The organism is Bacillus sp. DC4300-2b2, from assembly GCF_049895685.1.
GTDB classification, from domain to species: domain Bacteria; phylum Bacillota; class Bacilli; order Bacillales; family Bacillaceae; genus Bacillus; species Bacillus safensis.
In genome coordinates, this window is sequence record NZ_JAFCSW010000003.1 from 172,604 (window position 1) to 198,099 (window position 25,496).

The window sequence follows — 25,496 nt, forward strand, 5'->3', positions numbered from 1 at the left end:
GCCAGAAAGTTCCTATAATGAAGTGAAATTAGCTTTGGTTCAGGGGGTGGCGAGTTGCCTATTAACATACCAGTTCATCTGCCGGCAAAACAAATACTAGAGAGCGAAAATATTTTCGTCATGGATGAGACAAGGGCATTCAAGCAAGATATCCGTCCTTTGAATATCGTGATCTTAAATTTAATGCCAAAAAAAATACAAACTGAAACGCAGCTGCTGAGAATGCTCGGAAATTCTCCTTTGCAAGTGTACTTTACGTTTTTGATTCCAAGTACACATACACCGAAGAATACGTCGAGAGAGCATCTAGATGAATTTTATACGACCTTTGAATCGATTCGCCATAAAAAATTTGATGGAATGATCATTACTGGCGCACCAATTGAGCACTTACCTTTCGAAGAAGTTTCTTATTGGAAAGAGCTGCAGGACATTTTGGACTGGAGTAAAACCAATGTGACGTCTACCCTTCATATTTGCTGGGGTGCACAGGCAGGTTTATATCACCATTACGGGATTGAAAAAATCAAGCTTCCCGAGAAAAAATTTGGCGTATTTGAGCATATTGTGAAAGAGAAAAAAGAAAGATTAGTCAGAGGTTTTGATGAAGTATACTATGTCCCACATTCTAGGCATACAGATATTAATACAGAACAATTAAAAAACACGCCGAATTTGAAAGTCTTGAGTATGTCTGAAGAAGCAGGTGTTTGTTTAATTGTTTCAGATGATGATAAACAAGTATTTTTAACTGGACATCCTGAATATGATACAGATACATTGATGCAGGAATATGAAAGAGATTTGTTGAAACATGATACAGTCCAAAAACCTGTCCACTATTTTATAGAAGATGGTGACACATTAATCCCAGTAAATCGCTGGAAAGCCCATGCAACCTTATTGTTTATGAATTGGCTGAATTATTATGTTTATCAAGAAACACCATACGTTTGGGAATAAAATAGACTGTGGTCTGATGATAAATCGTCAAAATGTGTTAAAATACAAATGGCTCTGTCTTCCATTATCAATTGAATCTGTTTGTTTTTTAAAATTAGCTTAATTCTTTCGTAATGAATGATATGCTCTAACTGTTTATATGTTATCTTTATGTATATGTAGACCTATGAGATTAATAGTTTTCGTACGAAGTTTTGTTGTTGTTGATTACATTTGAGGTGAATATTCTTGAATACCAATAAAAAAATATTAATCTTGACCGCAAATTATGGAAATGGACATATGCAGGTAGCAAAAACACTGTATGATGAATGCAAATCCCAAGGGTTTGAACATGTTGTAGTTTCTAATTTGTATCAAGAATCGAATCCCATTGTGTCAGAAGTGACTCAATATTTATACTTGAAGAGCTTTTCCATTGGGAAACAATTTTATCGCTTGTTTTATTACGGTGTAGATAAAATTTACAATAAACGTAAATTTAACATTTATTTAAAGATGGGAAATAAGCGTCTCGATGAATTAATTCAGTTACACAATCCGGACATCATCATTATTACATTCCCGATGATTGTTGTACCAGAATACCGAAACAAAACAGGTAAAGTGATTCCGACTTTTAATGTCATGACCGATTTTTGTCTCCATAAGATTTGGGTACACGAAAACATCGACCGATACTATGTTGCAACCGATTATGTGAAACAAAAATTAGTGGAAATCGGCACACATCCAAGCGATGTCAAGGTGACAGGTATTCCTATTAGACCACAGTTTGAAGCAGACGTGCCAAAATCGATGATCTATAAGAAATATGGATTATCATCAGACAAAAAAGTTCTTCTTATCATGGCCGGTGCTCATGGTGTACTAAAAAATGTGAAGGAATTATGTGAGGCGCTGCTTCTCGACAGTGAAGTACAAATTGTTGTTGTATGCGGAAAGAACGCCGCACTGAAACAATCGCTTAGCGTTCTTGAGCAGGCACACCCAGATCAATTGAAGGCGCTTGGATATGTGGAACAAATTGATGAGTTGTTCAGAGTAACAGATTGTATGATTACAAAACCAGGCGGCATTACTTTAACAGAAGCAACTGCAATCGGTGTCCCGGTCATTCTTTACAAGCCTGTCCCTGGTCAAGAAAAAGAGAATGCTCTTTTCTTTGAGGATTATGGCGCTGCCATTGTCATTAACAGACATGAAGACATTTTAGAATCTGTGACCAACTTGATGCAGGACGAAGAAAAATTAGAAACAATGAAACAAAACATGAAAAAACTGCACTTAAAACAATCTTCTCAAACCATTTTGGAAGATATCGTCGAGCAGTCAGATCTCATCATGAATAACAAAACATATGCTCGCGCATTATCATAAAAAGGTGTCCGTCATTGACGGACACCTTTTTCTTTATCCTTGATTTCCATTTGTTGTGTATACTTCTTCAAACGGCTGAACGACAACAAAGCCACTTCCGCTAAACTTCATTTGAATGGACTCTCCGCTTCCCCTGCCAATAAAGGTTTTAAAGGAAACATCTGTCACAAATTCAGTTTTTAAATCACCTGACCACGCAACAGTCGCATTCGGATCTGTATAAACAGAGTCACCCGGCTGAACAATGAGCGTCAGCGGCTCATAATGACTTGTGATTGCAACTAAGCCCGGCCCTTCTAATTTGACATTAAATAATCCACCTGCAAGCATGCCAGACACTTTTTTCATCAATTTGATATCCCAGCGGACAGACGGTTCAAATGCGAGCAGGTCGTTTCCATTAACAAAAATAGATTCCCCTTGGGCCAAACGGAGAATTGAGATTTTTTTGCCTTGATCTGCCACATATAACTTTCCATCACCTGTTGCCTTCATTAGTGAGGTGCCTTCTCCTGAGAGCATTTTTTTGAACATCTTTGAGACGCCGTGCTCAAAAACACCCTCACGTTCAAATTTGATTTTCCCTCGATAGGAAACCATGGAACCAGTTTTTGCCCAAATGGTGTCAGTCAAATTAATTTCTAGAAGTCTTGATGTTTCAAGTTCAAAGACCCCTTCTCCCTTATCTTCTTGCTGCGTATTCTGAACAAATTCTTCAAGTGTATAACGATTCATGATTGCACCTCTTTCTGTATTTTTTTTATATACGGACAGGCTGCACGTTAGGTTCCGAAAAGGACGTTTTATTTTTCATTGTTATTCACCAAAAAAACAAAAAAATCAAACATTCTGCTCAAAATTTGGCTCGCCTGCTTGACGCCTTACTTTTGATGGTGTATAGTGGAACCATCATTTAACAACTGTAAAGTCGTTAGGTGATGAAAATTTTTTTTAGTATGCCAAAAGGTGTGCTACAGTACTAGGAGGAAAAAGCAATATGCAAAACGGTAAAGTAAAATGGTTCAATAATGAAAAAGGTTTCGGCTTCATTGAAGTTGAAGGCGGAGACGATGTATTCGTTCACTTCACAGCTATCGAAGGTGACGGCTACAAGTCTTTAGAAGAAGGACAAGAAGTTTCTTTTGAAATCGTTGAAGGTAATCGTGGACCTCAAGCTGCAAACGTAACAAAACTTTAATCAACTAAATCAATGATGAAACGACAAAATAAAGAGAGGCTTATGCCTCTCTTATTTGATTTTCAGCTGAATTTCAATTGCTAAAATATTTTGCTTCAGTCGTTGTTCAATTTCAGAAATATCTTTTTCGAGAAAAGGTCTTCCCTTCTTTGCTACATCTACTAGCTGCTCTAGATCGCTGTATACCTCTTGAAATGTTCGATGTAATACGTTTTCGAAATCCTTATTATCCATGCCGGCCTTCCCCTTTTCCTCTATTATCCGTCACTTAGTCAAAAAGTAACTCAACCAAAACTTTCTATAGTTATATCGGCTCATTTTTCAGAATATGTTCTTTTTTTACACATTCTATCCGTTTTTTTTCACGAGCGGATGTTTGAGTAAGGAAAACCGGGGCAGCCGGCCGCTCACTTTTTAAGTAGCGTCTGTCCGTATTCTTTTATTTTCTCTCCTACTGTGCATTGCTGAATACAAAAGGAGTGGGCATATTTTTTGCCATATTCTTTTCGAAAGTGCTTCTTAATCAAGCAATCTGAACAATACGTGTCTTGGAGATCCGTCAATTCTTGTACTGCTGTTTTTTTATCCACATTATTCAGCTCCGTCTGCTTCTAATTTCAATTTACTTTCAATTGGGACATCTGCAAGTATCTGCCTTGCAAGCTGATCCGCTTCTGCATTTTGTTTACGATCGATGACTTCATATGTTGGCGTAAGCCTCAGCTCCTTTAAAGCCGCTTCAATCCGGTCGAGCCATTTGTTATGTATATCATCATAACAAGGCCATTCTCCTTTTAATTGATTCATGACAACTAATGAATCGCCTCTAATCGTGACAGAATTTCTGCTTGCCCCAAGGTCTTTCAAAGCTTTTACTGCCTCAAATAAAGCTGCATACTCCGCTTCATTATTGGTGATTCCTTGGAAGGGCTGATTTTTTCTCAAACGATAAGCATCTTCTCCGAGCTTATAGTAGACGACAACCCCAAGGCCAGAGTCGCCTGTTTCTTTGTGAAAACTTGCATCAAAATAGACCTGAAGCTGATCAGGTTCAAGCCTTAGTTCTTCATTTAGCTTTTCAAGTTCTTTAATAGACCACATCGCCCCTTTTTCATCTTCAAATGATAGGAGTGACTGTGGTTCTTTTTTATCGATATGTTTTGCTAAAATCAAGGCCTCTTTTAGCTCCATCCAATCTTCTTGGAAAAAAGCAATGGACCCAATCGATTTCACTTTCATTGTATAGTGCGCTCTTAATTTCATTGATCACATCGCCTTCCCGTGCTTTTAAGGTAAACGTTCGTTATGCTATAATCAAAAAGTTACATTTTACAATGAGAAAGGAAGTTCATGTCACTTGTTTAATGAAGGTATTTGGATCTTATTTGCGATCATTAATTTTATCATTGTTCTTCTATTTTATAAAGGATTTGGCAAGATGGGCCTTTTCGTCTGGATTGGCTTTGCGACGGTTGCTGCAAATTTACAAGTGGTCAAAACCGTTGAATTGTTTGGCTTAACGGCAACACTTGGAAACATTTTATATGGCAGTGTGTTCTTTGCAACGGACGTATTGAATGAAAAATATGGACAAAATGAAGCGAGGAAAGCTGTCTGGATTGGCTTTGTCACCCTTTTAACGCTAACCGTTGTCATGCAGGAGGCTTTGCTTTTCCATCCCGCTCCATCTGACATTTCTCAAACATCGCTCGAAACGATATTTGGCTTTATGCCAAGGGTCGCACTTGGCAGTCTTGCTGCTTATATCATCAGTCAAATGTTAGATGTTTATGTATATTCGTTTATTCGCCGGATATTTCCTTCCGATGGTGCGCTCTGGGTGCGCAACGCTGGAAGTACGATGATCAGCCAGCTGCTTGATACACTGATCTTCACAACCATTGCCTTTCTTGGCACCTATCCATTTCACGTCTGGATCGAAATCTTCATCACGACTTATGTGATTAAATTTATCGTCGCCGCGATTGGGACACCATATGCGTATGCAGCGAAAAGAATGGTTCCGCTTGATGAAAGGGTGAAATAAATTGCCAGCTGAAATATACATTGATGGTGCTAGCGCAGGAAATCCAGGTCCTTCTGGTATCGGCATTTTCATTAAATATGATGGAAAGGCAGAATCTTTCTCGATTCCTCTCGGATCAATGAGCAATCACGAAGCAGAATTTTCCGCTCTCATTGAAGGAATGAAAATCTGCGTAGAAAAAGGACTGCGTTCCGTTTCGTTTCGAACAGATTCACAGGTAGTTGACCGTGCGGCCAATGCAGCATTTGCTAAAAATCCAGCCTTTCAGCCTTTTATAAAAGAGATGATCGAGCTTCAACGGCAGTTTGATTTATTTTTCATTAAGTGGATTCCAAGCAAAGAAAATCAAGTAGCTGATCAGCTCGCTAGAAAAGCGATTCACCTTTCTAAAGGATGAATCGCTTTTTTTCGGTTATGCTAATGTATGAGGTGATACTGATTGGATAAAGAGAATAAAGGTCGTGTCACAAATGGGACAACCCCTCAAGGTGATGCGCAAACAAAAGATAAACAGCCACTATCTCAGCTCGAAAATAGAGCGAAGAAAAGCAATACAAAAAGATGAACCTTAGAGATCGGCTTTAGCTGATCTCTATTTTACTTAATCGGTTCACCATCGGTTCAATTCCTTTGATTTGATGGTATCGCAGCATGGCAGCAGCCCGTTCTTGATTGATATTCACCTTCGTCTCATCAATTGGACAGCTCAGCGGGACATCACATTTGATCTCTGCCAATAGACGGGAGAGCTTCAAATCTTCTAATCCTGCTTGCATTTTCTTTTGCTGTGCGGCCGTTAGTTCATGAACATTTTCTAATAATCCATCAATGGTTTGATATGTTTGAATAAATTTTAATGCTGTTTTTTCTCCGATTCCTTTCACGCCTGGGTAATTGTCACTTGAATCCCCCATAAGTGCTTTCATATCGATCAGCGCCTTTGGAGAGATGCCCATTTCCTCTTCAAATAAGGCTTTTGTATAATGTTTATAGTTCCCGATCCCTTTTTGCATCAAAGCAACAGTCACTTGTTCATTCAATATCTGCAGCAAATCTCTGTCGCCGGTTAGAACCGTCACACGTGCTTCATTCTGATAGACTGCCGCCAGCGTGCCGATACAATCATCTGCCTCAAAGCCCTTTAAACCAACGTTTACAATTCCTAGCTCTTCTGTCGCTTCTTTTGCTAAATCGAATTGCGGAATGAGCTCGACAGGTGCCTCTCCTCGATTTGCTTTATAATCTTGAAACAATTCATTTCGGTATGTTTGGCTTCCCATATCCCAGCAGCAAACAATATGAGTTGGCTCAAATGTCTGAACAGCGGTTAATAAATGCTTCAAATAACCATTTACTCCATTCGTCGGGACGCCGTGATCATTTATCATAAAATTCCGATGGACAGCCGTTGCATAGAACGATCTGAACAGAAGCGCCATGCCATCAACAAGCAGTACGTGTTTATTCATTCTTATAAACTCCCTTTTTCAAAACAATACTCCTATTCTATCACAGAACATAGAATTCGACATAAAAAAGGCGCCCTCTTCTTTTGGAAAAGAAGTGGCACCTTTGGATTATTTTTGACCGTATTGCATTTTTTTCGATTCTGCTTCTGCGTAGGACGGCATCTCTTTTTGTTTTGGGTGACGCTCATCCTGCTTTTTTGCATGCTGCTTTTTTTCCATCATCATTCCCCTTTCTCGGTTCACTTGTTAAGATGACCAAAAAAGAGAAAGTTACTCTTACTTCTGTTTTCGTTCGACATACTCTCTGACCATATCAATCGTGACATGCTTACGCAGCGGAACAATTCCGCCTCGTGCAAGCTCATTCATCTTCGAAGTAATCGCATTGATATCGTCAGTTGTAAATGGTTCGTTTTGCTCACACTTGAAAACAGCAGTCTCTATTGCCTGCTCTCTTTTCTGCTCAAGCGCAAGAAACGACTTGATATGAGCATTCTGTTTTTGTGAATGTGCGGAAATCTCTTCGTGTACGCTCGTCATTTTTTATCAACTGCTTTCTTTTTTATATAGTCTATCATGAATCAAATGGTTTTCAACTGGTTCTTCCATTCATTTGTCTGCTTGTATACTTGTTCTATCATCGCCTGCTCTTTCGCATCTGTCGTCAAGCTCATGATAAATGTTTGTTTTTGTTCATTCAGCTGCTTGAGCGCTTCTGTCTCATATCTTTCAGTAAAGGTCTTCACCATCATATCGTATCTGCTCTGTAATTCTTCTTTTTCTTTATCTGCCCATTTCGTCGTTAACTGGAAAAGAGCATCTCGAATCGCTTCAATAAACGCTGCCTTCCCGTTCTGTTCAAAGAAAGCTTTCGCTGATTTTTGCTTCTTTAAGAGCGGCTCAAACGGCGTCAGGTCCGCTTCCACTTCAATTTGTTTCAGCTCTGCATTTTTCTCATCTGGCGGCGACAGCCGGAGAGAAAAGTAAGGATCTTCTGCACACGCAGCCTGTAATCCTTTCTCCCACTCCTCTTTGAAATATTGAGTGATAAACGATTCCATTCGAATATCAAGCGCCTTTATCTCCTGTACAAATTCAAATGCATAATCCTTTAGCGCCTGTTCAAGCGCTTTTTTCAGCTCCTGCCTGAAGTCCCCTTGAGATATTCCAGGATAAAAGGCTGTCTTTAACAGATCATTTGCATAAAGTGACAAGCGCTGAACAATGTGGTAAAGCTGTTCGTGCAAGTCCTTTTTCACACTTTCTGTCACTAGCTTAGATCGTTTGATATGGCTCATTTGATCAACGATCGCTTCATAGGATGTGTCTATCTTTTTCTTTTCCGCTTGCTTTTCATCTTCTGACTGATGCAGCGTCTCATGCAGCTTGTCGACTGTTTTACATAATGTACTCGCTTCAAAATACAGCAGCTCAATCGCATCTTTCGTTAATTCTTCCTCAATAAAATAGTCGAGCTGTGTTCTAAGCTGTGCATACTGGTTATAAGGCGACTGACCCTTTCCTTCAATCTCTTCCTTACTGGATACATGATGAAGGTTTGGATGCCGGATGCCTTCTTTTGTGAGCTCATTTTTTACATAGTCAAAGACGGTTTCAAGCTCTGTTTGATCCTTTGCGAGGTCAGCTGCATTGATAATAAAAAACATTTTATCCATGCTAAATGAATCTTTTACAAGCCCGAGTTTACGTAAAAATGACCGGTCTGCTTTTGAGAAAGAATGCTGGTAGTAAGTTAAATAAAGAAGGGCATCAGCATCCTTCATATATTGAAAGGCAATCTCTGTATGACGTTTATTCATACTGCTGGCGCCTGGTGTATCAACAATTGTCAGTCCTTTATCTGTTAAAGGTGTACTTAAATACACCGTCACTTCCTTCACCACACAAGAAACAGCCTCTTCTGCCACATATGGTTTTAGTTCTTGAAGGGTGACATTGAGCGGCGTTTGTTTTTGAATGGAATCACGGAACTTTTCATGAGCGTTTAAAAAATGTTCAACAATGATGCGGTGATCCTGTTCAAGCTCTCTTTTTTTCAGCGTTCGTTCGAGTTTCGCTTGAAACGTATCTCCCTTTTCTTCCGTTATAGAAAAACCAAGAATTTGATCGAGCTCTTCTAATATTTCCTGCTCGGTTTTGAACACCACTTTCACACTTTCATGCGGATGGTCTTCTGTCGGCCGCGTCAGCTTATTGATTGTGGCCGTCGTTGGTGTAGGAGATGATGGCAGCACCTTTCTCCCAACTAGGGCATTGGCAAACGAAGATTTCCCCGAACTAAAAGCACCGAATAAGGCGAGTGTAAATTCCTTCGCTTGCAGCCGTTTTGTTCGTTGTTCAAAGGACTTTCTTTGAGACTGAAGCGCGTTTAATGGCATTAAAATTTGAGAAAGCTGCTCAAACTGGTCAATTGACTGAGCTGTCGTAATATGCTGTGATTGACGCATTTGATCAAGCTCTGTCTGCTGCTGATTTTCTTTCTCGCTTTCTTCCGCATGAGTGGACGTATGATTCTGATTTAGCTCGTCATGCTGCATCCGATGTTTTTTCACATAAAACCAATCATCTGTGATCTGCTCATTTGTTCCGTTTTGCCATATATCCCATATATGCTCAATATCTCTTCTGATTTGATCATTTTTTTCCATGCTTTGCTCGAGCGCTAGGAGCTCCTGTGCTGCCTGGGCCCATTTATCTTGCTGCTTTCCCTTTTCATTCATAAGCTGGGTTTTCAGCGTCTCAGTCATTTGTTCAATCAATGGTATTGCTTTCTGTTTGGTCTGTCTTTTCAGTGCTTCACCAGCATCTTTTGCATATTGCAAAACGTATTCATTTGAAAATGTCGCACCATGATGGATGACGTTTTCAAGCAGTGATTCTTCCACAGGTGTTTCAAATGCCATCACTTGATTTAATAGCTCTTCACCAAGCTGATGTTTCTTGACTTCTCTTTTGAGCAGCTCAGCAATATGCCAGTCCACTTCAGCTTTCATTCTTGCTTTGACATCTGCTAAGAAATCGTTCGCCCGCTTTTCTTTTTCCTGCTCGGTTTTATTTTTAGCGAACAGTAGTCCTACCTTAAAGCCAGGAGCTTTCGATTCAATATAGTCACTTGCGAGCTCTCTCATTTTAAATGGGGTTAGGTTTGCATTTTTTAAAATGTTCTCGACTTCAGAAGACACTTCATCTTCTAACTGTTTTGCTCCATTTTCAATAAAGCTGCTTTTCGCTTCAAGCTCCTTGACTTCTTTTCTTTTTTCTTGAAGCAGTGAATCAAGATCCTCTTCTTGCAGCTCTTCTTTTAATGAGTCAATATGTTCTTTTAAAACATTCTCTATTTTCTGCTCGGTATAGGCGCGAAGTGATGCTTTCGGCAATGTTTGTAATTCTTGCAGTTTCTCGATTAAACGAATCATTTCGTTTCTTGGATGCGACTCATCGGTTACAGATGTAAAGTATAGATGTTCTTCTTCAATGCCCTCTTTAAGAAGCATATCAACCACTTGATTTTTGTAGTCTTCAAACGCTGTCTCATGCTCATCATGTCGATCGACTTGATTTACGATGAAATAAAGATTTGGCACTTTCTCTTTAATGGAGCGAATGAAACGAATGTTTTCTTCCGAATGAACATGGTTGTAGTGCACGACATAAAAAAGAGCATCTGCTTGATGTAGAATAGACGCGGCAGATAAAAAATGGGTATGATCCGTTGAATCAATTCCAGGCGTATCAATCAGTGCCACCTTTTCTTCCAATCCTCTATAGTCCCCGCTAATTTCCACCATTTCAATCTGTTCTCCGTCCTTACAAAAACGCTGAACTGCTTCTTTATCATAAGAACCGCTCATTTTTGCAAAACGGCCATCTGAGGTGTGAAGCTTTACTTCACTCTCCCCTTTCCTCACGACGACCAAGTTTGCACTTGTTGGAATTGGACTCGTTGGCAGGATGTGATCATGAAGCAGATGATTCACAAGTGATGACTTTCCAGCTGAATAGTGGCCGGTAAATGCGATATACACTTCTTCTTCTGCTTCCTTTTTGATAATCGATGCAAGTTTGGCTGCGCGTTCATGATCATCCCTTTTGAGAAGGCTTTGATATAAAGCACCTGTAGTTTGAACGAGCGATTCTCGAATAGACAAGTCTTCCATGACGATAAACCCCTTTGTTTTTAGAAAAGTCAGTTATGTATGTGATACCATTTTACACAAAATGAAGAGATTTTTCTTCTGATCTGAAGAAATTAAAAAAATCTGCTGCCCGATCAGTCGCAATTGACTGCGATCAGGAAGCAGATTTTTTAGAAACACCTTTTAATACGAAGCCAATTAATAGGCTGTATACACAGACCGTACCGAGTAAGAAAACCATTGTCATGTGATCACCGTCCATCCTTCGTGATTGAGAATGCTTATCATTAATGAAAGTGTATCACAATTGATAATGATTTTCAATATTAATTTAACAAATACTGATTGAGCGCTTTCTCTTCTGTTTGAATTCTCACAGCCATCATCCATGCATTTAAACATGTGAACAAAATGGCGGTAAAATAGGCATTAAATAAAAGCGGGATCAGCATAAGCTCAATCGCCACCACGACATAGTTAGGATGCTTTAACCAGCGATAAGGTCCTTTTTTCACCATCATCGCATTTGGTACAACTAAAATCTTTGTATTCCAATACGTTCCAAGAGAGCATAATGCCCAATATCGAATCACCTGTGTAGCCAGCAGGAAAACGAGCAGCACAAGAAAATAGCGTGACGGCGGCCTGTTTAATCCCCATACCTCAACCATGAGTGAGAGAAAAAAACCCGCATGCATAGCGACCATATAAGGATAATGACTTGCACCAAATTCAATGGCACCGATCGCTTTCACTTTCTTTTCATTTCTTTTAGCCACAAGCATTTCAATAAGCCGCTGACACACGAAGAAACCAATGACGAGCCAAATGATCATGATATGACCTCCTCCCATTTCATGAGCAGCAGCTCTGAGGAAAATCCTGGTCCAAGCGCTCCGCAAAGACCCATATCTCCCGCTTCAGCGGATTGATGTTCAAGATAATGCTTGATCACATACAAAACTGTGGCAGAGGACATATTTCCGTGTTGTCTGAGTACTTCTTTTGATGAAAAAAGCTGATCTTCTTGTAAGGATAGACTTTTAATATAGGCATCAATCACTTTTTTTCCTCCAGGATGGGCAAGAAAAACCGATAGGTCTTCTGCCGAATACCCTTGCTGCTCTAAAAATTGATCGACTTGCTCTTTTAACCAGCCGGAAATAATGGAAGGAATGTCACGGGAGAAAATAACTCGAAAGCCGTCACTTGTAAATTCCCAGCCCATCACATCCTCAGACTCTTTCATTGTGACGGATTGTGTACCAATCACTTTAGGAACTGTTTTTAGATAGGTATATTCAGATACGCCTTTTTCTCCAGTTAATAAAAGAGCTGCTGTCCCGTCTCCAAACAAAGATGTACCGATTAAATTGCTTTTTGATTGATCTTGCGGCTGAAAGGTTAAACTGCACAGTTCACAGGCGACAACCAGCACCTTTGCTTTTGGAAATGCTCTTATGTATTCGTAAGCCCGGGACAACCCCGCCGCTCCGCCCCCGCATCCTAAGCCCCAGATCGGCACTCGTTTCGTATAAGGCGAAAAAGGGAGAACGTTCATCAGTTTTGCATCAAGGCTTGGTGTCGAAAGTCCGGTGCTTGAAATAAAAAACAATGCATCGATCTCTTCAAACGGAATCGGCTTTTTCAGGAACGCCTTCTCATGAAGACAGTGTATGACCGCTTCTTTTGCATGAGCCAATGCTTTTTCCAAATAGAGATTGTTTTTCTCCTCAAAAGAGTGGTGCGTCTGATACCATTCAATTGGCTGCACAAACTGTCTGCTCTCGATTTCTCCGTTTTGAAAAGCTCTGAGCAGCCGGTCGATATCTTTAAACGATCGTTTAAATTGGGATCTAGCAAAATCAGCCGCCTTTTTCTGATCCACATGATGTTGTGGCAGACTCGTTCCAACAGAAAGAATGTACGCCATCGGCTTCACCTCTTTTTTCGATTAATATCCCCTATCGAAAAAAGGATATACATGCCAAAATGTCACAATTCAGTCAAAATATTTTCCTCCGTCTAACTTTTTGTCTTGACGTCAATTGATAAATATTGGATAATATAGGTGAAAACATGATGTAGTTTTCCTCCTTCACAGGTTCGTTCTAAGCCAAGCGAACCTGCTTTTTTTATGCAAAAAAACACCTCTCAAAAAGAAGTGTTCAGACCGTAGCCCCCCTTTACTTTAAATAAAAGCATGAGCACCCTTTTTTCAATGAAATCGTCATTATACAACACTTTCATAAGGAATCTCCCTTTCGCTTCGAATTAATGGTCAAATCTGCTGCTATCTTAGCGTATAAATATTAACGGTTCAATCATTATTCAGAATGATTTTATTTAAACATGAACGGATCACCTTTTTTTGCTGATCAACACAAAGTAACAACCATAAATTTCTAATTCATTTGAATTTTCTATATAAAAAGGATTTTTTCCACTATATACATAATCAATATGTGTACCAAGAAAAACAGTGAAAAAAGAAAGAATCTACAACATGGTTCGGCTCAAAATTTAATTGACTGGAGTGATTGTATTGAAAAAGGTTTCCAAAAAAAAGACACCCTACAACACGATACTTCTCTCAAAGGTAATTGGTTTAGTGCTTCTTACACTGTTTCTCTTTTTTATCTGGGATATGTCTAAACCCCATTTGCAGGCGACAAATGGGCAAGCAAAAAATGTTGCCAGCAGTGACTTCCGTGACACAAGCATCAGTCTGAAAGCAAAAGATCAGTCTACAAGAACATTGGATACACATTTTAAGACCAATCCAAATCAACAGGCAACGAATAAAACGGTCTTTTTAACATTTGATGATGGTCCTTCTGCTACATCAAATCAGCTGTTAAATGTATTAAAAGCACATCACGTGAAGGCGACGTTCTTCATGCTTGGACCGCAAATCCAAGCACACCAATCAGCTGTGAAAAGACTTTATCAAGAAGGACATCAATTAGGTCTTCATGGCATGACGCATGATATAAACCTCTTTTATCAGAACAGCGAGTCTCCCGCAAATGAAATGAGAGAAGCTCAGCGTATTCTTGCCTCTGTTACAGGCGTCTACAGCCGTCTTGTAAGAACCCCCTATGGCAGTGTTCCAAATTTAACATATCATCAAAAAGTACGTTTAAACCAAAATGGCTTTATTTACTGGGACTGGACGATTGATAGCCTTGACTGGAGATATAAAAACTCACAATATGTTCCAGAGGTATTGAATCAATTGCAAATGTTTGAGAAAAATAAACCATGGGAACCAAAAGTTATATTAATGCATGATCAACCCTCTACCACAAACTATTTAGATAGCCTGATTATACAGCTAAAAGCAAGGGGCTATACATTTGCAGTCATTAACGAAACAATGCCGCCGGTACAACATTAATAGTGCTAATCACAAAAAGCCCGTATCCAAAAGATGCGGGCTTTCAGCTTGTAGACAAACCCTCACAGGCTCCTTCCTAGGATTCTAGGACTTCAAAGGTTTTTTATCAAGCTAAAAAGAAGACAAAGAGCTAAAATAAAAGGTCATTTTAGCTCTTTGTCCATAATCTGAACCCCTCTCCAAGATAGGAGTTTACATAACAGATTGCTTAGGTTCTTCTACCAGGTCATGCCCGGCTTCTTTTTTAAAAGGAATCATGTGATAAATAATATGAAGCAAAATAGCGGTAAAGCTTCCGGCCACAATGCCGTTACTTGTTAATAATTTAATCGATTCTGGCAGATGCTCAAACATTTGCGGTACGACGGTAACACCTAAGCCGATACCCACGGAGCAAGCAACAATCAGCAAGTTCTCCTGCTTTGCAAAATCCACGCGCGAGAGCATTTTAATACCGTATGCGATGACCATACCAAACATGGCAACCATTGCACCGCCAAGAACGGACTTTGGAATAATCGTTGTAAAGGCAGCGATTTTAGGAAAAAGACCAAATAACATGAGCAATGCGCCTGTTACGACAATGACTTGGTTTTTCTTGACGCCTGTTAGCTGGATCAATCCAACGTTTTGTGAGTAGGCTGTGTACGGAAAAGCATTGAAGATTCCGCCTAATAAAACAGCAATCCCCTCTGCCCGATAGCCTTTAGCCAAATCTTTTTCTTTTAATGAACGGTTTGTTAAATCACCTAGTGCGAAATAAACGCCTGTTGATTCAACTAATGACACAATCGCAACTAACGTCATGGTCATGATCGGTGCAAATTCAAAGGTCGGCATCCCAAAATAAAATGGCTCAATCATGCGGAAAACCTGAGCGTTTGCCACCTCAGCTGTTTCCACTTTCCCCATAAACGCAGCAACTGCTGTCCCAAGGAGAATACCGATTAAAATGGCGATCGCCTTCATAAACCCTTTCGTGAATCGATAGAGCAGTACAATGATAAACAGTACAAGGAAAGCGAGCCCTAGATTTTCAAAAGAACCATAGTCCGCACTTCCTTCTCCTCCTGCCATATTGTTCATCGCTACAGGAATGAGGGTGATACCAATAATGGTGACGACAGAGCCTGTGACAACAGGCGGGAAAAATTTCACAAGCTTCCCAAAGAAAAAAGAAAGAAGAATAACAATACACCCAGAAGCGATAATACTGCCATAGATAGACGAAATTCCATACTTAGAGCCAATCGCAATCATCGGCGAAACCGCAGTAAATGTACAGCCTAATACAACAGGCAGACCGATTCCAAAGAAGCGGTTTTTCCATACTTGAAGCAATGTAGCAGCCCCGCACATGAAAATATCCGCAGAGATTAGGTAAGTCAGCTGTGCAGGCGTGAGCCCGAGCGCACCTCCAACAATAAGCGGTACAAGAACAGCACCTGCATACATTGCCAGTACATGCTGAATGCCCAGCGAGAGCGTTTTGACTTTTTTAGCGGTACTCATGATTGTACCTCCCGTACAAACGTGACTTTCCCTTTCTCAAGTGATTCAATACGTGCGAGGGACTCGACGCGGTAGCCCATTTGCACAAGCGCATTTCTTCCAGGCTGGAATGATTTTTCAATGACAATGCCAAATCCGGCTACTTTCGCCTTTGCCTGCTTTACAATCGCTGCAAGTCCTTTCGCAGCTTCACCATTTGCTAAAAAGTCATCGATGATTAACACACAATCGTTTTCACTAAGATGCGTATTTGAGACAGCAATCGTGCTTTCTACTTTTTTCGTAAAAGAGTACACACTGGCTGTTAACAGGTTATCCGTTAATGTGAGTGATTGACGTTTTCTTGCAAACACAACAGGGACTTGAAGAGCAAGCCCAGCCATCACAGCAGGTGCGATGCCTGAAGATTCGATTGTGATGATTTTTGTTATGCCATCATGCTTAAATAATCTAGCAAACTCTTGCCCAATCTCATGCATTAACACAGGATCAATTTGATGATTTAAAAAAGCATCTACCTTTAACACTTGATTTGACAGAACGATTCCTTCGTTCTCAATTTTTTGACGTAACAATTCCATCATTCTTCCCCCTAGCATATTGGCAAACATTTTAATTTTTTGCATAAAAAAAGCATTGCTGTCCATGAGGAGCAAGCAATGCGAAAACGATCCACGGATCTTCAGCTCAAACGAGAGCTGTTTCATTTGCTCACTCATAGTCGGACCGTATCGGTGTCCGGTAGAAACTTGCGTGCCATCATCACGCGATTATATGAGTGTTATAGTGTTCAAATTATAACAAGATTTCAGACGCTTGGAAAGCACTTTTCTAGAAAAATACCGAACTTAAATAATAGATCAGAACAAAATGTTCGTTTTTAGAATATTCAAGCATCAAAATAGCACCCTTCTTATGAAAGGGTGCCCTTCTTTTATGATAAATACAGTTTCGTGTATTTATCCGTTAAGTAGTCGATTAAATATTGAACATTTAATTCTTCACCTGTTGCATCTTGAATGATTTCAGACGGCTTTTTCCGTTTTCCGTGCTGATGAACATGTTCCGTCAGCCATTCTTTTATCGGTGCAAAAGACCCATTTTGAATCAGCTCATCAAAATTTGGTAAATCTTTGATCATTTGTTGTTTTAATTGCGCTGCATACATGTAACCAAGAGCATATGAAGGGAAATAGCCAAAGCTTCCATCAGACCAGTGAACATCCTGCAAGATACCGAGTGCATCATTAGGAGGCGTAATGCCAAGATACGCTTGATATTTTTCATTCCAAAGTGCAGGTAGATCTTCAACTGCTACTTCTTCATTGAAAATCGCTTTCTCAATTTCATAGCGGATGATAATGTGAAGCGGATACGTCAGTTCATCAGCTTCAATTCGAATGTAAGTCGGCTTCGATTCATTCACTGCATGCACAAAGTCTTCTAAAGAAACATCTTTAAATTGCTCAGGAGATGCTTCTTGCAGCTTTTGATAATACGTTTTCCAGAAATCTTCGTGTCTGCCGATAAAGTTCTCAAAGAAAAGAGACTGTGATTCATGGATACCCATTGAAGTACCATCACATAAAAGCGTTCCGCTCAGTGCTTCATCAATGTTTTGCTCATAAATCGCATGACCACATTCATGAATCGTGCCAAAGATCGCCATTCGAAAATCATGCTCATCATAACGGGTCGTCACACGCACGTCACCTCTGCTTAATGTCACTGCAAATGGATGGACTGTTGTATCAAGGCGGCCTGCGTCAAAGTCATATCCTAATTCTTTTAAGAAAAAGAGGCTCAATTCCTTTTGTTTATCGATTGGAAAGCTTTTCGATAAAAATGAAGTATCCGGCTTATTTGGTGAAGCTTCGATTTTTTTCACAAGAGGAACAATGGCGTCACGAAGTGCACCAAATTTTTGATCAAGCTGTTCAACCGTCATATCTGGCTCATAGTTATTGAGCAGCACATCATAAGGCGTTTTTTTCACGCCCCAATATTGGATGAAACGCTTATTAAAGTCAATTAGCTGTTTTAAGTATGGTGCAAAGAGTGAAAAGTCTGACTTCTCCCTTGCTTCAACCCAAACATGCTCTGCTTTTGATTGCAAAATCGAGTATTCTTTAAATTCTTCTTTCGGAATTTTACTGTTTTCATCATACTCTTTTTGTGATAATTCGAGCGCCTTCTGTGTATCTTTTGACAGCTCATCTCGATGTTTGTTTAATTCGTGAAGAAGATCTCTCATTTCGTCAGAAGTCTTCATATTAAAAATATCACTTGATAATTGACCGATCGTTTCCGCTCTAAAATCCGCACTTTTTTTAGGCGCTTGTGTTCTAGAATCCCAATAAAGTAAATGGAGCGCCTCTGTATAATGGGCGATTTTCCCTAGTAATTGATAAAACGCTTTCTCAGTTGCTTCAAGACTCATGCGTTTGTTCCCCCAATCAATAATATGTATGTACGTTTCAAGGCTACTTCAATGAATGTTCTTTTGTCAATGAAAAAGGAGGATACACAGCGGTATCCTCCTCCTTTACAAGTTTTCAGCTATTTACGATGTAATGATGGGCTTCACTGGCAGGACGGATTCAATTTTACTTTGAAGCGCTGTATCTTCCTTACGATCAAAATAAATATGAATGCTTCCTGCGTCTTGGCTTGTCCGGATCAGTCTTCCAATCCCTTGGCGTAAGCGAAGCAGCATATACGGAAGGTCAACTTCAGCATGTGCATCCTTTGCTTCATTTCGTTTCGCTTCAAATACCGGATCATGCGGCGGATAAGGAAGTCCCCAAATGATCACATTCGTTAATGATTCACCTGGAATATCAAGCCCTTCCCACAGATGAACAGAGCATAACACAGACGTCTCATCAGCTTGGAACTTTTGAACAATTGTGCTGATTTCCTCGTCTCCCTCAAAATATACGTCAAACGGCAGTGATTCATTTGCTGCTTCAAGCTGTTTTCTAAAGAAATGGAGTTCATCAAATGAAGGGAATAGAATCAGAGATCGTCCTCCATTTTCTTTCAGCTGAGTGATCACTTGCTGTGCTTTTGCCTCTTGCTCAGTGAGCTGCTGAATTCCATGGAAATAAATCTTCATTTGTTCATCGTAATCATACGGCGAAGCGACACTCATTGATAAGTAATCTTTAATCCCAAGACTTTCAGCTAAATAATCAAAGGATTGATTCTCAGACAATGTAGCGGAAGAGAAAATATATGGTCTTTTTTGCGAGAAGACTTTTTCGCCAAGTACCTCTGCAACCGTCTTCGGCATCACAACAAATGTTGTATCTAATTCTTGTTTTTCCAGCCAGCTAATGGCATTTTTTTGATAAAGCGATAGAGAATACGCCATTTGTTCAATGTATTCTTCCACAACAGATAATTCGTATTGATCGATCGTATACATTTCAGATTCAAACACGAGCGCTTCTCCGATTTTTTCAAGCAAGTCACACAATTCGCTTGCAGAACGCTTTACCTCATCGACACGCCCAATTTCAAGCCGGTGCGAGCCTTTGACTTCTTTGGCATGTGTTTTTAAGAGATAAAAGAACTCATCGTTTGTTGCAAGTGCATCTTCAACAAGCTCTGCAAATTCTTCGCGTATGTCGTTTTGCAAAAGACGCTCCAAAAATGTTTCGAGCGTTGATTGCTTCACTCGGTACGTTAACGCTTTTTGTGCGGCAAACTCGAGAAGATGTCCTTCATCAAATACGACGGAGCTATGCTCAGGAAGCAGCGGAAGCTGTCCCTCACGTTTTCGGGATTCCTTCGTCCACACATGCTCCATGTAAAAATCATGTGAACAGATGATGAGATCTGTCGCTTTCCGGTAATGATCTCTTGATAAATTCAGACCGCAGCGATGGCGCATATCGCACGTCAGGCAGTCCTGAAATGAGTCATAGCCAATTCGTGACCATTCATCATTTGATAACTCTGGATACTCTTTTCGATCGCCATACGGATAAAAGGTTTGCATACCATGTGATTCATGAACAAATGAAGGCAGTGATTCATAAATATCGAGCCACTTTTCATCATCTTCACGCTGCATCGTTTTCTCTAGCTTCTTTAAGCATAAATATTGATCATGCGATTTACTTAATCTCGCATCTATTTGAATATCAAGGTGATTGGCAATTTTATAGATATCACCTTCTTGTTTAACGAGCTGTTCAATTAACGTTTCGTCTGCACATGCAATAATCGCAGGCTTCCCTGTATACCTTGCATATGTGACGGCAAATAATAGATAGACGATGGTTTTGCCTGTGCCTACCCCAGCTTCGGCAAACATCACACTTTTTTCTTTAAAGGCTCTTTCTAGCTGAAAAGCCATGAATATTTGTTCATCTCGAAGATCAAAGCCCTTTTCTGGCAAAATGTCATAAAACACATCACCAATCCAGTTGCCCAGTTCTTCGTAAAAATTGTGTTCTTTTGATAATGAAAAAGGCAAACGAGATGCTGTCACCTGCTTCAACCCCCAACTTTTGAATCATTCAGACATTCAATAGTACCATTTACGCTGGGGAAAAACAATCTTTTTTTATGAGCGCAGGCGATGTTGATAGCTTTCCTTCATTAAAAATGCATGCTCAGAACGTTCTATGTATGCCTGAGCCAGTGCCAAATCTTCGATGGCTGCCGTAAGCTGAGCAGATTGTCCACCTTCATGCCCTTCTATTTCTTGAGCAGTCGAAGCGAGTGCTTTTTGGATTAACTGAATTTGATCATAATGAATCATGAAGACACCTCTTTTTTTAAAATCAAGTTCAGTTTATTCCGTCTAGCTGAGAGTTATACCTTTTCAGCACAAAAAAGCCGCACCTTCTTTCGGTGCGGCCATTTATTACGATTCGGTTGTTTGTTTTCTAGGCGGGCGTTTTCCCCAATATTGATAATAGTCTGTTTTGATAAAACCGTTAAACAGCTTTCTCTTTTTCGTCGCTTTTCTTCCGAAGCATTCTTCGAATTTTTCGTGTGACGTCAAGATGTAAATGGACCAGGTATCTAGGTTCTTAAATGCTTCACCCATTCCTTGATACATTTTTTCAACTGCTGGTTTATCACTCAGTCGTTCACCGTAAGGAGGATTTCCGACAATCACACCGTACTCTTCTTTTGTTTGAAAGTCTTTTACTTGCATTTGTTTAAACTCAATCAGTTCACTTAGCCCTGCTTCTTCTGCATTGATTTTTGCAATGTCTACCATACGATGGTCGATATCACTTGCAATAATGCGGAGCGGCTGATCATAGTTTGCTTTTTCTTCTACTTCTACTCGCGCTTTGTTCCATACGTCTTCACCGATCCATTCCCATGATTCAGACGCAAAATCCCGGTTGAATCCCGGGGCAATGTTTTGTCCTATCATCGCTGCTTCAATGGCAATTGTTCCTGATCCGCAGAAAGGATCAACAAACGGACGGTCAGGTGTCCAGTTCGTTAATAGGACGAGCGCAGCTGCAAGCGTTTCTTTAATAGGTGCTCCGCCTTGATCCATGCGGTATCCACGTTTATGAAGACCTACACCAGATGTATCAAGCGTAAGCACAGCTTTATCTTTTAAAAGAGCGATTTCGATTTTATATTCAGGTCCCGTCTCTTCAAGCCATTCAGACTGAATGTTGTAGGAGGATTTAAGCTTTTGCGCGATGGCTTTTTTGACGATGCGCTGGCAGTCCGGCACACTGGCAAGCTGAGATTTTACAGATTTCCCGATGACAGGAAACGTACTGTTTTTTGGTAAAAAAGCGGCCCAGTCAATCGCTTTCGTCCGTTCAAAAAGCTCATCAAATGTTTTTGCCGAAAATTCAGCAACTTGTACCTTGATCCGGTCTGCTGTACGCAGCCAAAGGTTTGCACGACAAATCGCAAGCGCATCCCCTTTGAAAATCACTTTTCCATTGTCGACTGTGCACTCATAGCCAAGGTCTCTTACTTCTTTTGCAACAATTGCTTCAATTCCCATTGGAGCTGTTGCGATGAGTGTATAGGTTTTCATTGATTTATCACCTGTTTTCTCGTCCTTTTATGTATTCAAGATAAAAGCTCTCCATATGTTGAAATAGGAGAGCTTTGTACATCATGTTTATTATAACGGATTTAACGTTCTGTAAGCCATGTTTTGTTCCATCGTACTGCAAACGGCAAATGCCTCGTACTCAGGTGGTAATCATCTATCTACAGAATTCTCTGTCCTTCTCTCCGTTTGGTTCCTTTGAGAAAGTTCCCCTACCAAGTTTGGGTTTCTCGCTCGAGGGGTTTACCGCGTTCCACTCTCACCATTTCTAGTGAGACTTCGTCACTGTGGCACTTTCAAGGATACTTTGCCATATCCTAAAAAGGACGTAGGCATTTTTCCTGCCGTCAGCCTTTCCCAGGCTGCCCTGGCTTATTTTTTCGCCAGGCACGAACACTACGGGCATCTCAGCACCGTGCGAGCATGGACTTTCCTCTGCAATGCCTTAAATAGCATTACAGCGATTACCCGAACGTTAATCAATAACCGTTATTATAAACGACAATGACATCTGACACAAGCTTTTTCAGCAAGACTCAATCATAAAGTTTGCTGCCGAAAACGTGTTTCTCAAGGTTCGATAGTCTTTTTAAAATATCAAAGTTTGTTGTATTAGACTGTGCAGGCTGTCTTTTCCCTTGTTCAACAGCTTCTTCAAGCTGTTTTGACAAGTGGAGGTTTTCTTGTTGAAGTTTTTCGATTTCTTGGTTGAAGGTCTCATAGTCTTTAATGACCATATCTAAAAATTTATCGACTTCTTCTTGTTTGTACCCTCTGACACCTGTTTTAAATTCTTTTTCTAAAATTTCTTTCGCAGAAAGCTTTACTTTATCAGCAAGCATCTTTTTCACCTCATATCGTGAATTCATAGTATATTTTTTCAGAAATACGTGACGTTGTCAAATTTTCTCTTGCTTTTAATCAAAAAACGGATCTTCCGCCTCAACCTGCGCTCTTAGATCATCCATTGTGATGTACATAATGGGGTAATCGGTATAGGCTTCTGCTTCTCTGATCATATACTTCGGCGATCCCTCATGCTCGGGATCATATAAGACGAGAAGACCATCTGTTTTTTCAATAAAAAAGCGGTTCTTTTGTTTAAATTGTGCCGGACTTTCATACGGTCTATGCGTGACACTTTCTACAAAATCGGCCTGTGCAAGAATTCCTTCATACAATTCTTTGTTTTGCTCATTCCAGCGCTCTTCCTGTTCATAAAATGGCGTAATGACTGCAAGTTTTAACGCTGGATATTCCTCCTGAAGCTCAAACACCACTTCGGCTGTCCAAATTTCTGCCCCAAGCTGGCCTGATATGAGCACCCATTCCAGACCTTCTTCGATAAGGGCTGTCAGCCTTTTTTGAAGCTCCGCTTTTATGTATTGAAGTGCAGGCTCGTCTTGCTTGAATATCCCAAGCTCAAACGGCTTGTACCCTGTGACAGCAATAATTTTCATTTTTTCACCTGCTTTTAAAAAATGGGACTTATAAAAGTCCCATTCACTTTATCTGTTACAGCAAGGTCCACCGCAGTTAAAGTGTTGATGTGTTGCCGGGTCCACCTGAGAAAACGTATGCGGGAAGTAGTGAACATGTTTGAAATTCTGGTGGTGAACATTTGTCACATGCTGCGGGTGGATATGCGGCACAATTGTTGTTGACTCGCTGTGTGTACAGCAATGATTCGTCGGATGAACAATTGGCTGTGTAACATTCGGATGGCAATGATGATGATGGTACATGTAGCATTCCCCTCTCCTTTATTTTCTTACATTAACAATGTATGAATCAAGAGGTGTACATGTACTAATGCATTAACCTATTTTAAAAGTTGGCAAGAAAAATATCTTTATAGTTTGAAAACACAAAGGCGACCAAAATGACCACAAGAAAAAACAAGTAGAAAAGACCTTTATACATGCTATACGCTCCTCATTCAATATCTAACGTTATTTTACAGGATTCGCGGCCTTTCTACAATAAAAGTGCTAAACATTTTTTATTTTCGGCCGAGAGCCGAACGTTGTCATTTTTTGCGCTTTCCCGGGTAATAATATTTCATTGCCCAGCTTTTCTCAATAGCCGTTTTTTTCGTTTCTCAAGCTCTTCCGTGTCTCGCTCGCTTAACGATGAGAAAGATAATAAAGATTTGGTGATGGAAAGAGCTGACCTTGCATCTTTTTGACGATGCTCTTTACACTTCGCAAGCTCTATACCTGCTTTTAATGCTAAATGGACATCACTTGATTCAAATAATGTTTCCCAAATTCGAACTGCTTCATCCCACTCGTTTAGCCGTTTATATTGTAAGGAGAGATCATAAGCCGCCTGATTGGCATGTTCAAAATCAGCACCTGTTAATTCCCGCAAATGCTTCGTAGCTTCCTGTACATCTCGATGCGCAAGATGCCACCTAGCCAGCGCGTATTTCTCATCGTGCTCCTTTACTGCATCCATAGATAGAATTTTTTTGGATAGATGGATGTAGAGGCTGATTAACGAAAGGACGTCTAATTCATTATGAGTCAAAATCCCTTCGATGAGCTTCGGATTTTGTTCCTTTAAAAAATGAAAATAGATCATCGGTGCCAAAAAACCTGGTGTGTCGCCTTCCCGGTGAACGTGCAGCTCTTCTTTTTCAACCACAGACAGCGCCATTCGTTCATATTTATGCTTCCACAATCGTCTTGACCCATGCAGAAGATCAAAGTGGCCAAACTCTGGAAGCGCAGGGATTTGATCTCGCAACAAAGTATGTCTCGTTTTCACTTGCGGCCAATCGAATGATTTTCCATTATATGTAACGAGCGATTCTACGTTCACTTCATCGAGAAAGCTTTTATAAAGAGCCGCTTCATTTCCCGGATTTGTGAGCAGGTGCTGTTTCACCACTACTTTGTCAGCAAAAACCCGCGCATGCCCAAGCAAGAAGATCATATTTCCCGTCCCGCCAGATAATCCAGTTGTTTCTGTATCAAAGAAAAACAGTTCATGCGGCTTGTAACCTTTAGCCGATAGTGAATGCTGGATGCCGCTTTTGTTCCAAGCCTCGATGATCTTTGGCAGTTCCGCAAACGAATAGAGTCCATGCTTGTCATCTAATGAATAGGTGACTTCTCGAATGAGACAAAAGGAATCCTCAAAGTGATATGGAGCTGCACCCAGTTGCTCCCATTCCTTTAAAAATGGGATGTTATCAGCTGTGACAGACTGAGGTTGTCCTTCCACTGCTTTTTGCCGTTTTTCGTTTGGCTGGTTGTGCGATAGGTGCTTCTTCATTCTATTTAATTTCCCTTTTAATGACATGAGTAGCTC

27 protein-coding genes, 1 other RNA gene and 1 riboswitch are annotated in these 25,496 nt (G+C 40.2%); of the genes, 7 read left to right on the forward strand and 21 right to left on the reverse strand.

Annotated elements, in window-relative coordinates; genetic code table 11:
• The first annotated feature begins 54 nt into the window (after positions 1-54).
• Together metA and ACP69X_RS10730 are read left to right on the forward strand one after the other, a co-directional pair.
• Entirely contained in the window at positions 55-963 is a 909-nt protein-coding gene (metA, locus tag ACP69X_RS10725; protein ID WP_024428133.1) for a homoserine O-acetyltransferase MetA, read from the forward strand.
• 228 nt (positions 964-1,191) lie between these two features.
• Entirely contained in the window at positions 1,192-2,343 is a 1,152-nt protein-coding gene (locus ACP69X_RS10730; protein WP_073979696.1) for a diglucosyl diacylglycerol synthase, read from the forward strand.
• Positions 2,344-2,376: 33 nt separating this feature from the next.
• Here ACP69X_RS10730 and ACP69X_RS10735 read toward each other — a convergent pair whose 3' ends face one another.
• Entirely contained in the window at positions 2,377-3,078 is a 702-nt protein-coding gene (locus ACP69X_RS10735; RefSeq protein ID WP_041085797.1) for an AIM24 family protein, read from the reverse strand.
• A 262-nt stretch (positions 3,079-3,340) separates the two neighbouring features.
• Here ACP69X_RS10735 and cspD point away from each other — a divergent pair, with 262 nt between their 5' ends.
• Complete coding sequence (cspD, locus tag ACP69X_RS10740; RefSeq protein ID WP_024422747.1) at positions 3,341-3,541, forward strand: cold-shock protein CspD; 201 nt, start codon at positions 3,341-3,343, stop codon at positions 3,539-3,541.
• Between the two features lie 51 nt (positions 3,542-3,592).
• Here cspD and ACP69X_RS10745 read toward each other — a convergent pair whose 3' ends face one another.
• The 3 genes from ACP69X_RS10745 to ACP69X_RS10755 form a co-directional block, all read right to left on the reverse strand.
• A complete protein-coding gene (locus ACP69X_RS10745; RefSeq protein ID WP_426052674.1) occupies positions 3,593-3,775 on the reverse strand; it encodes a hypothetical protein in 183 nt (60 codons plus the stop codon).
• A 173-nt stretch (positions 3,776-3,948) separates the two neighbouring features.
• Positions 3,949-4,131 (reverse strand): zinc-finger domain-containing protein, encoded by a 183-nt coding sequence (locus ACP69X_RS10750; protein WP_024422748.1) that lies wholly within the window; start codon positions 4,129-4,131, stop codon positions 3,949-3,951.
• 1 nt (position 4,132) lies between these two features.
• Positions 4,133-4,804, reverse strand: coding sequence for a ribonuclease H family protein (locus tag ACP69X_RS10755; RefSeq protein WP_269103373.1), 672 nt, complete (start codon positions 4,802-4,804; stop codon positions 4,133-4,135).
• A 94-nt stretch (positions 4,805-4,898) separates the two neighbouring features.
• Here ACP69X_RS10755 and ACP69X_RS10760 point away from each other — a divergent pair, with 94 nt between their 5' ends.
• The 3 genes from ACP69X_RS10760 to ACP69X_RS10770 are packed head-to-tail and all read left to right on the forward strand — an operon-like array spanning position 4,899 to position 6,153.
• Positions 4,899-5,588 carry a queuosine precursor transporter gene (locus ACP69X_RS10760; RefSeq protein WP_426052675.1) on the forward strand — a complete coding sequence of 230 codons (690 nt, stop codon included), beginning with the start codon at positions 4,899-4,901 and terminating at the stop codon, positions 5,586-5,588.
• A 1-nt stretch (position 5,589) separates the two neighbouring features.
• On the forward strand, positions 5,590-5,985 hold the full coding sequence (locus ACP69X_RS10765; RefSeq protein ID WP_041085804.1) for a reverse transcriptase-like protein: 396 nt from the start codon (positions 5,590-5,592) through the stop codon (positions 5,983-5,985).
• A 42-nt stretch (positions 5,986-6,027) separates the two neighbouring features.
• Positions 6,028-6,153, forward strand: coding sequence for a hypothetical protein (locus ACP69X_RS10770; protein WP_003215584.1), 126 nt, complete (start codon positions 6,028-6,030; stop codon positions 6,151-6,153).
• Positions 6,154-6,169: 16 nt separating this feature from the next.
• Here the strand turns inward: ACP69X_RS10770 and ACP69X_RS10775 are convergent, their stop codons facing one another.
• The 6 genes from ACP69X_RS10775 to ACP69X_RS10800 all read right to left on the reverse strand — a co-directional run bounded on the left by ACP69X_RS10775 (position 6,170) and on the right by ACP69X_RS10800 (position 13,147).
• On the reverse strand, positions 6,170-7,057 hold the full coding sequence (locus ACP69X_RS10775; RefSeq protein ID WP_041085807.1) for a 5'-3' exonuclease: 888 nt from the start codon (positions 7,055-7,057) through the stop codon (positions 6,170-6,172).
• A gap of 276 nt (positions 7,058-7,333) precedes the next feature.
• The gene (locus ACP69X_RS10780) at positions 7,334-7,597 is read right to left on the reverse strand and encodes a YpbS family protein (protein ID WP_041085809.1); all 264 of its coding nucleotides are present in this window, start codon (positions 7,595-7,597) and stop codon (positions 7,334-7,336) included.
• A 41-nt stretch (positions 7,598-7,638) separates the two neighbouring features.
• Positions 7,639-11,235, reverse strand: coding sequence for a dynamin family protein (locus ACP69X_RS10785; protein ID WP_426052676.1), 3,597 nt, complete (start codon positions 11,233-11,235; stop codon positions 7,639-7,641).
• 133 nt (positions 11,236-11,368) lie between these two features.
• Positions 11,369-11,476, reverse strand: a complete 108-nt coding sequence (fbpC, locus tag ACP69X_RS10790) for a Fur-regulated basic protein FbpC (protein WP_306299200.1) — start codon at positions 11,474-11,476, stop codon at positions 11,369-11,371.
• A gap of 64 nt (positions 11,477-11,540) precedes the next feature.
• On the reverse strand, positions 11,541-12,050 hold the full coding sequence (locus tag ACP69X_RS10795) for an isoprenylcysteine carboxyl methyltransferase family protein (RefSeq protein ID WP_034623498.1): 510 nt from the start codon (positions 12,048-12,050) through the stop codon (positions 11,541-11,543).
• Positions 12,047-13,147, reverse strand: a complete 1,101-nt coding sequence (locus ACP69X_RS10800) for a type III polyketide synthase (RefSeq protein WP_075611547.1) — start codon at positions 13,145-13,147, stop codon at positions 12,047-12,049. Before ACP69X_RS10800 ends, ACP69X_RS10795 begins: the two co-directional genes overlap by 4 nt.
• Positions 13,148-13,759: 612 nt before the next feature.
• Here ACP69X_RS10800 and ACP69X_RS10805 point away from each other — a divergent pair.
• Complete coding sequence (locus ACP69X_RS10805; RefSeq protein ID WP_284367676.1) at positions 13,760-14,614, forward strand: polysaccharide deacetylase family protein; 855 nt, start codon at positions 13,760-13,762, stop codon at positions 14,612-14,614.
• Positions 14,615-14,806: 192 nt separating this feature from the next.
• Here ACP69X_RS10805 and pbuX read toward each other — a convergent pair whose 3' ends face one another.
• The 11 genes from pbuX to ACP69X_RS10860 all read right to left on the reverse strand — a co-directional run bounded on the left by pbuX (position 14,807) and on the right by ACP69X_RS10860 (position 25,487).
• The gene (pbuX, locus tag ACP69X_RS10810) at positions 14,807-16,126 is read right to left on the reverse strand and encodes a xanthine permease PbuX (protein WP_426052677.1); all 1,320 of its coding nucleotides are present in this window, start codon (positions 16,124-16,126) and stop codon (positions 14,807-14,809) included.
• Complete coding sequence (gene xpt, locus ACP69X_RS10815; protein ID WP_269103369.1) at positions 16,123-16,707, reverse strand: xanthine phosphoribosyltransferase; 585 nt, start codon at positions 16,705-16,707, stop codon at positions 16,123-16,125. The genes pbuX and xpt overlap by 4 nt, the downstream gene beginning before the upstream one ends.
• Before the next feature lie 117 nt (positions 16,708-16,824).
• A riboswitch (purine riboswitch) is annotated at positions 16,825-16,924 on the reverse strand.
• 136 nt (positions 16,925-17,060) lie between these two features.
• Positions 17,061-18,566 (reverse strand): carboxypeptidase M32, encoded by a 1,506-nt coding sequence (locus tag ACP69X_RS10820; protein WP_041085822.1) that lies wholly within the window; start codon positions 18,564-18,566, stop codon positions 17,061-17,063.
• 123 nt (positions 18,567-18,689) lie between these two features.
• On the reverse strand, positions 18,690-20,627 hold the full coding sequence (locus ACP69X_RS10825) for an ATP-dependent DNA helicase (protein ID WP_268465562.1): 1,938 nt from the start codon (positions 20,625-20,627) through the stop codon (positions 18,690-18,692).
• A 75-nt stretch (positions 20,628-20,702) separates the two neighbouring features.
• On the reverse strand, positions 20,703-20,900 hold the full coding sequence (locus tag ACP69X_RS10830) for a hypothetical protein (RefSeq protein ID WP_024422762.1): 198 nt from the start codon (positions 20,898-20,900) through the stop codon (positions 20,703-20,705).
• Positions 20,901-21,005: 105 nt separating this feature from the next.
• Complete coding sequence (locus ACP69X_RS10835) at positions 21,006-22,160, reverse strand: THUMP domain-containing class I SAM-dependent RNA methyltransferase (RefSeq protein WP_041085826.1); 1,155 nt, start codon at positions 22,158-22,160, stop codon at positions 21,006-21,008.
• 107 nt (positions 22,161-22,267) lie between these two features.
• Positions 22,268-22,654, reverse strand: an RNA gene (rnpB, locus tag ACP69X_RS10840) — RNase P RNA component class B.
• 60 nt (positions 22,655-22,714) lie between these two features.
• Complete coding sequence (gene gpsB / locus ACP69X_RS10845; protein ID WP_012010336.1) at positions 22,715-23,020, reverse strand: cell division regulator GpsB; 306 nt, start codon at positions 23,018-23,020, stop codon at positions 22,715-22,717.
• Positions 23,021-23,095: 75 nt separating this feature from the next.
• The gene (locus ACP69X_RS10850; RefSeq protein WP_029706022.1) at positions 23,096-23,638 is read right to left on the reverse strand and encodes a DUF1273 domain-containing protein; all 543 of its coding nucleotides are present in this window, start codon (positions 23,636-23,638) and stop codon (positions 23,096-23,098) included.
• Between the two features lie 48 nt (positions 23,639-23,686).
• Complete coding sequence (gene cotD / locus ACP69X_RS10855; protein ID WP_073979689.1) at positions 23,687-23,923, reverse strand: spore coat protein CotD; 237 nt, start codon at positions 23,921-23,923, stop codon at positions 23,687-23,689.
• 316 nt (positions 23,924-24,239) lie between these two features.
• On the reverse strand, positions 24,240-25,487 hold the full coding sequence (locus ACP69X_RS10860) for a ribonuclease H-like domain-containing protein (RefSeq protein WP_041085830.1): 1,248 nt from the start codon (positions 25,485-25,487) through the stop codon (positions 24,240-24,242).
• Positions 25,488-25,496: the final 9 nt, after the last annotated feature.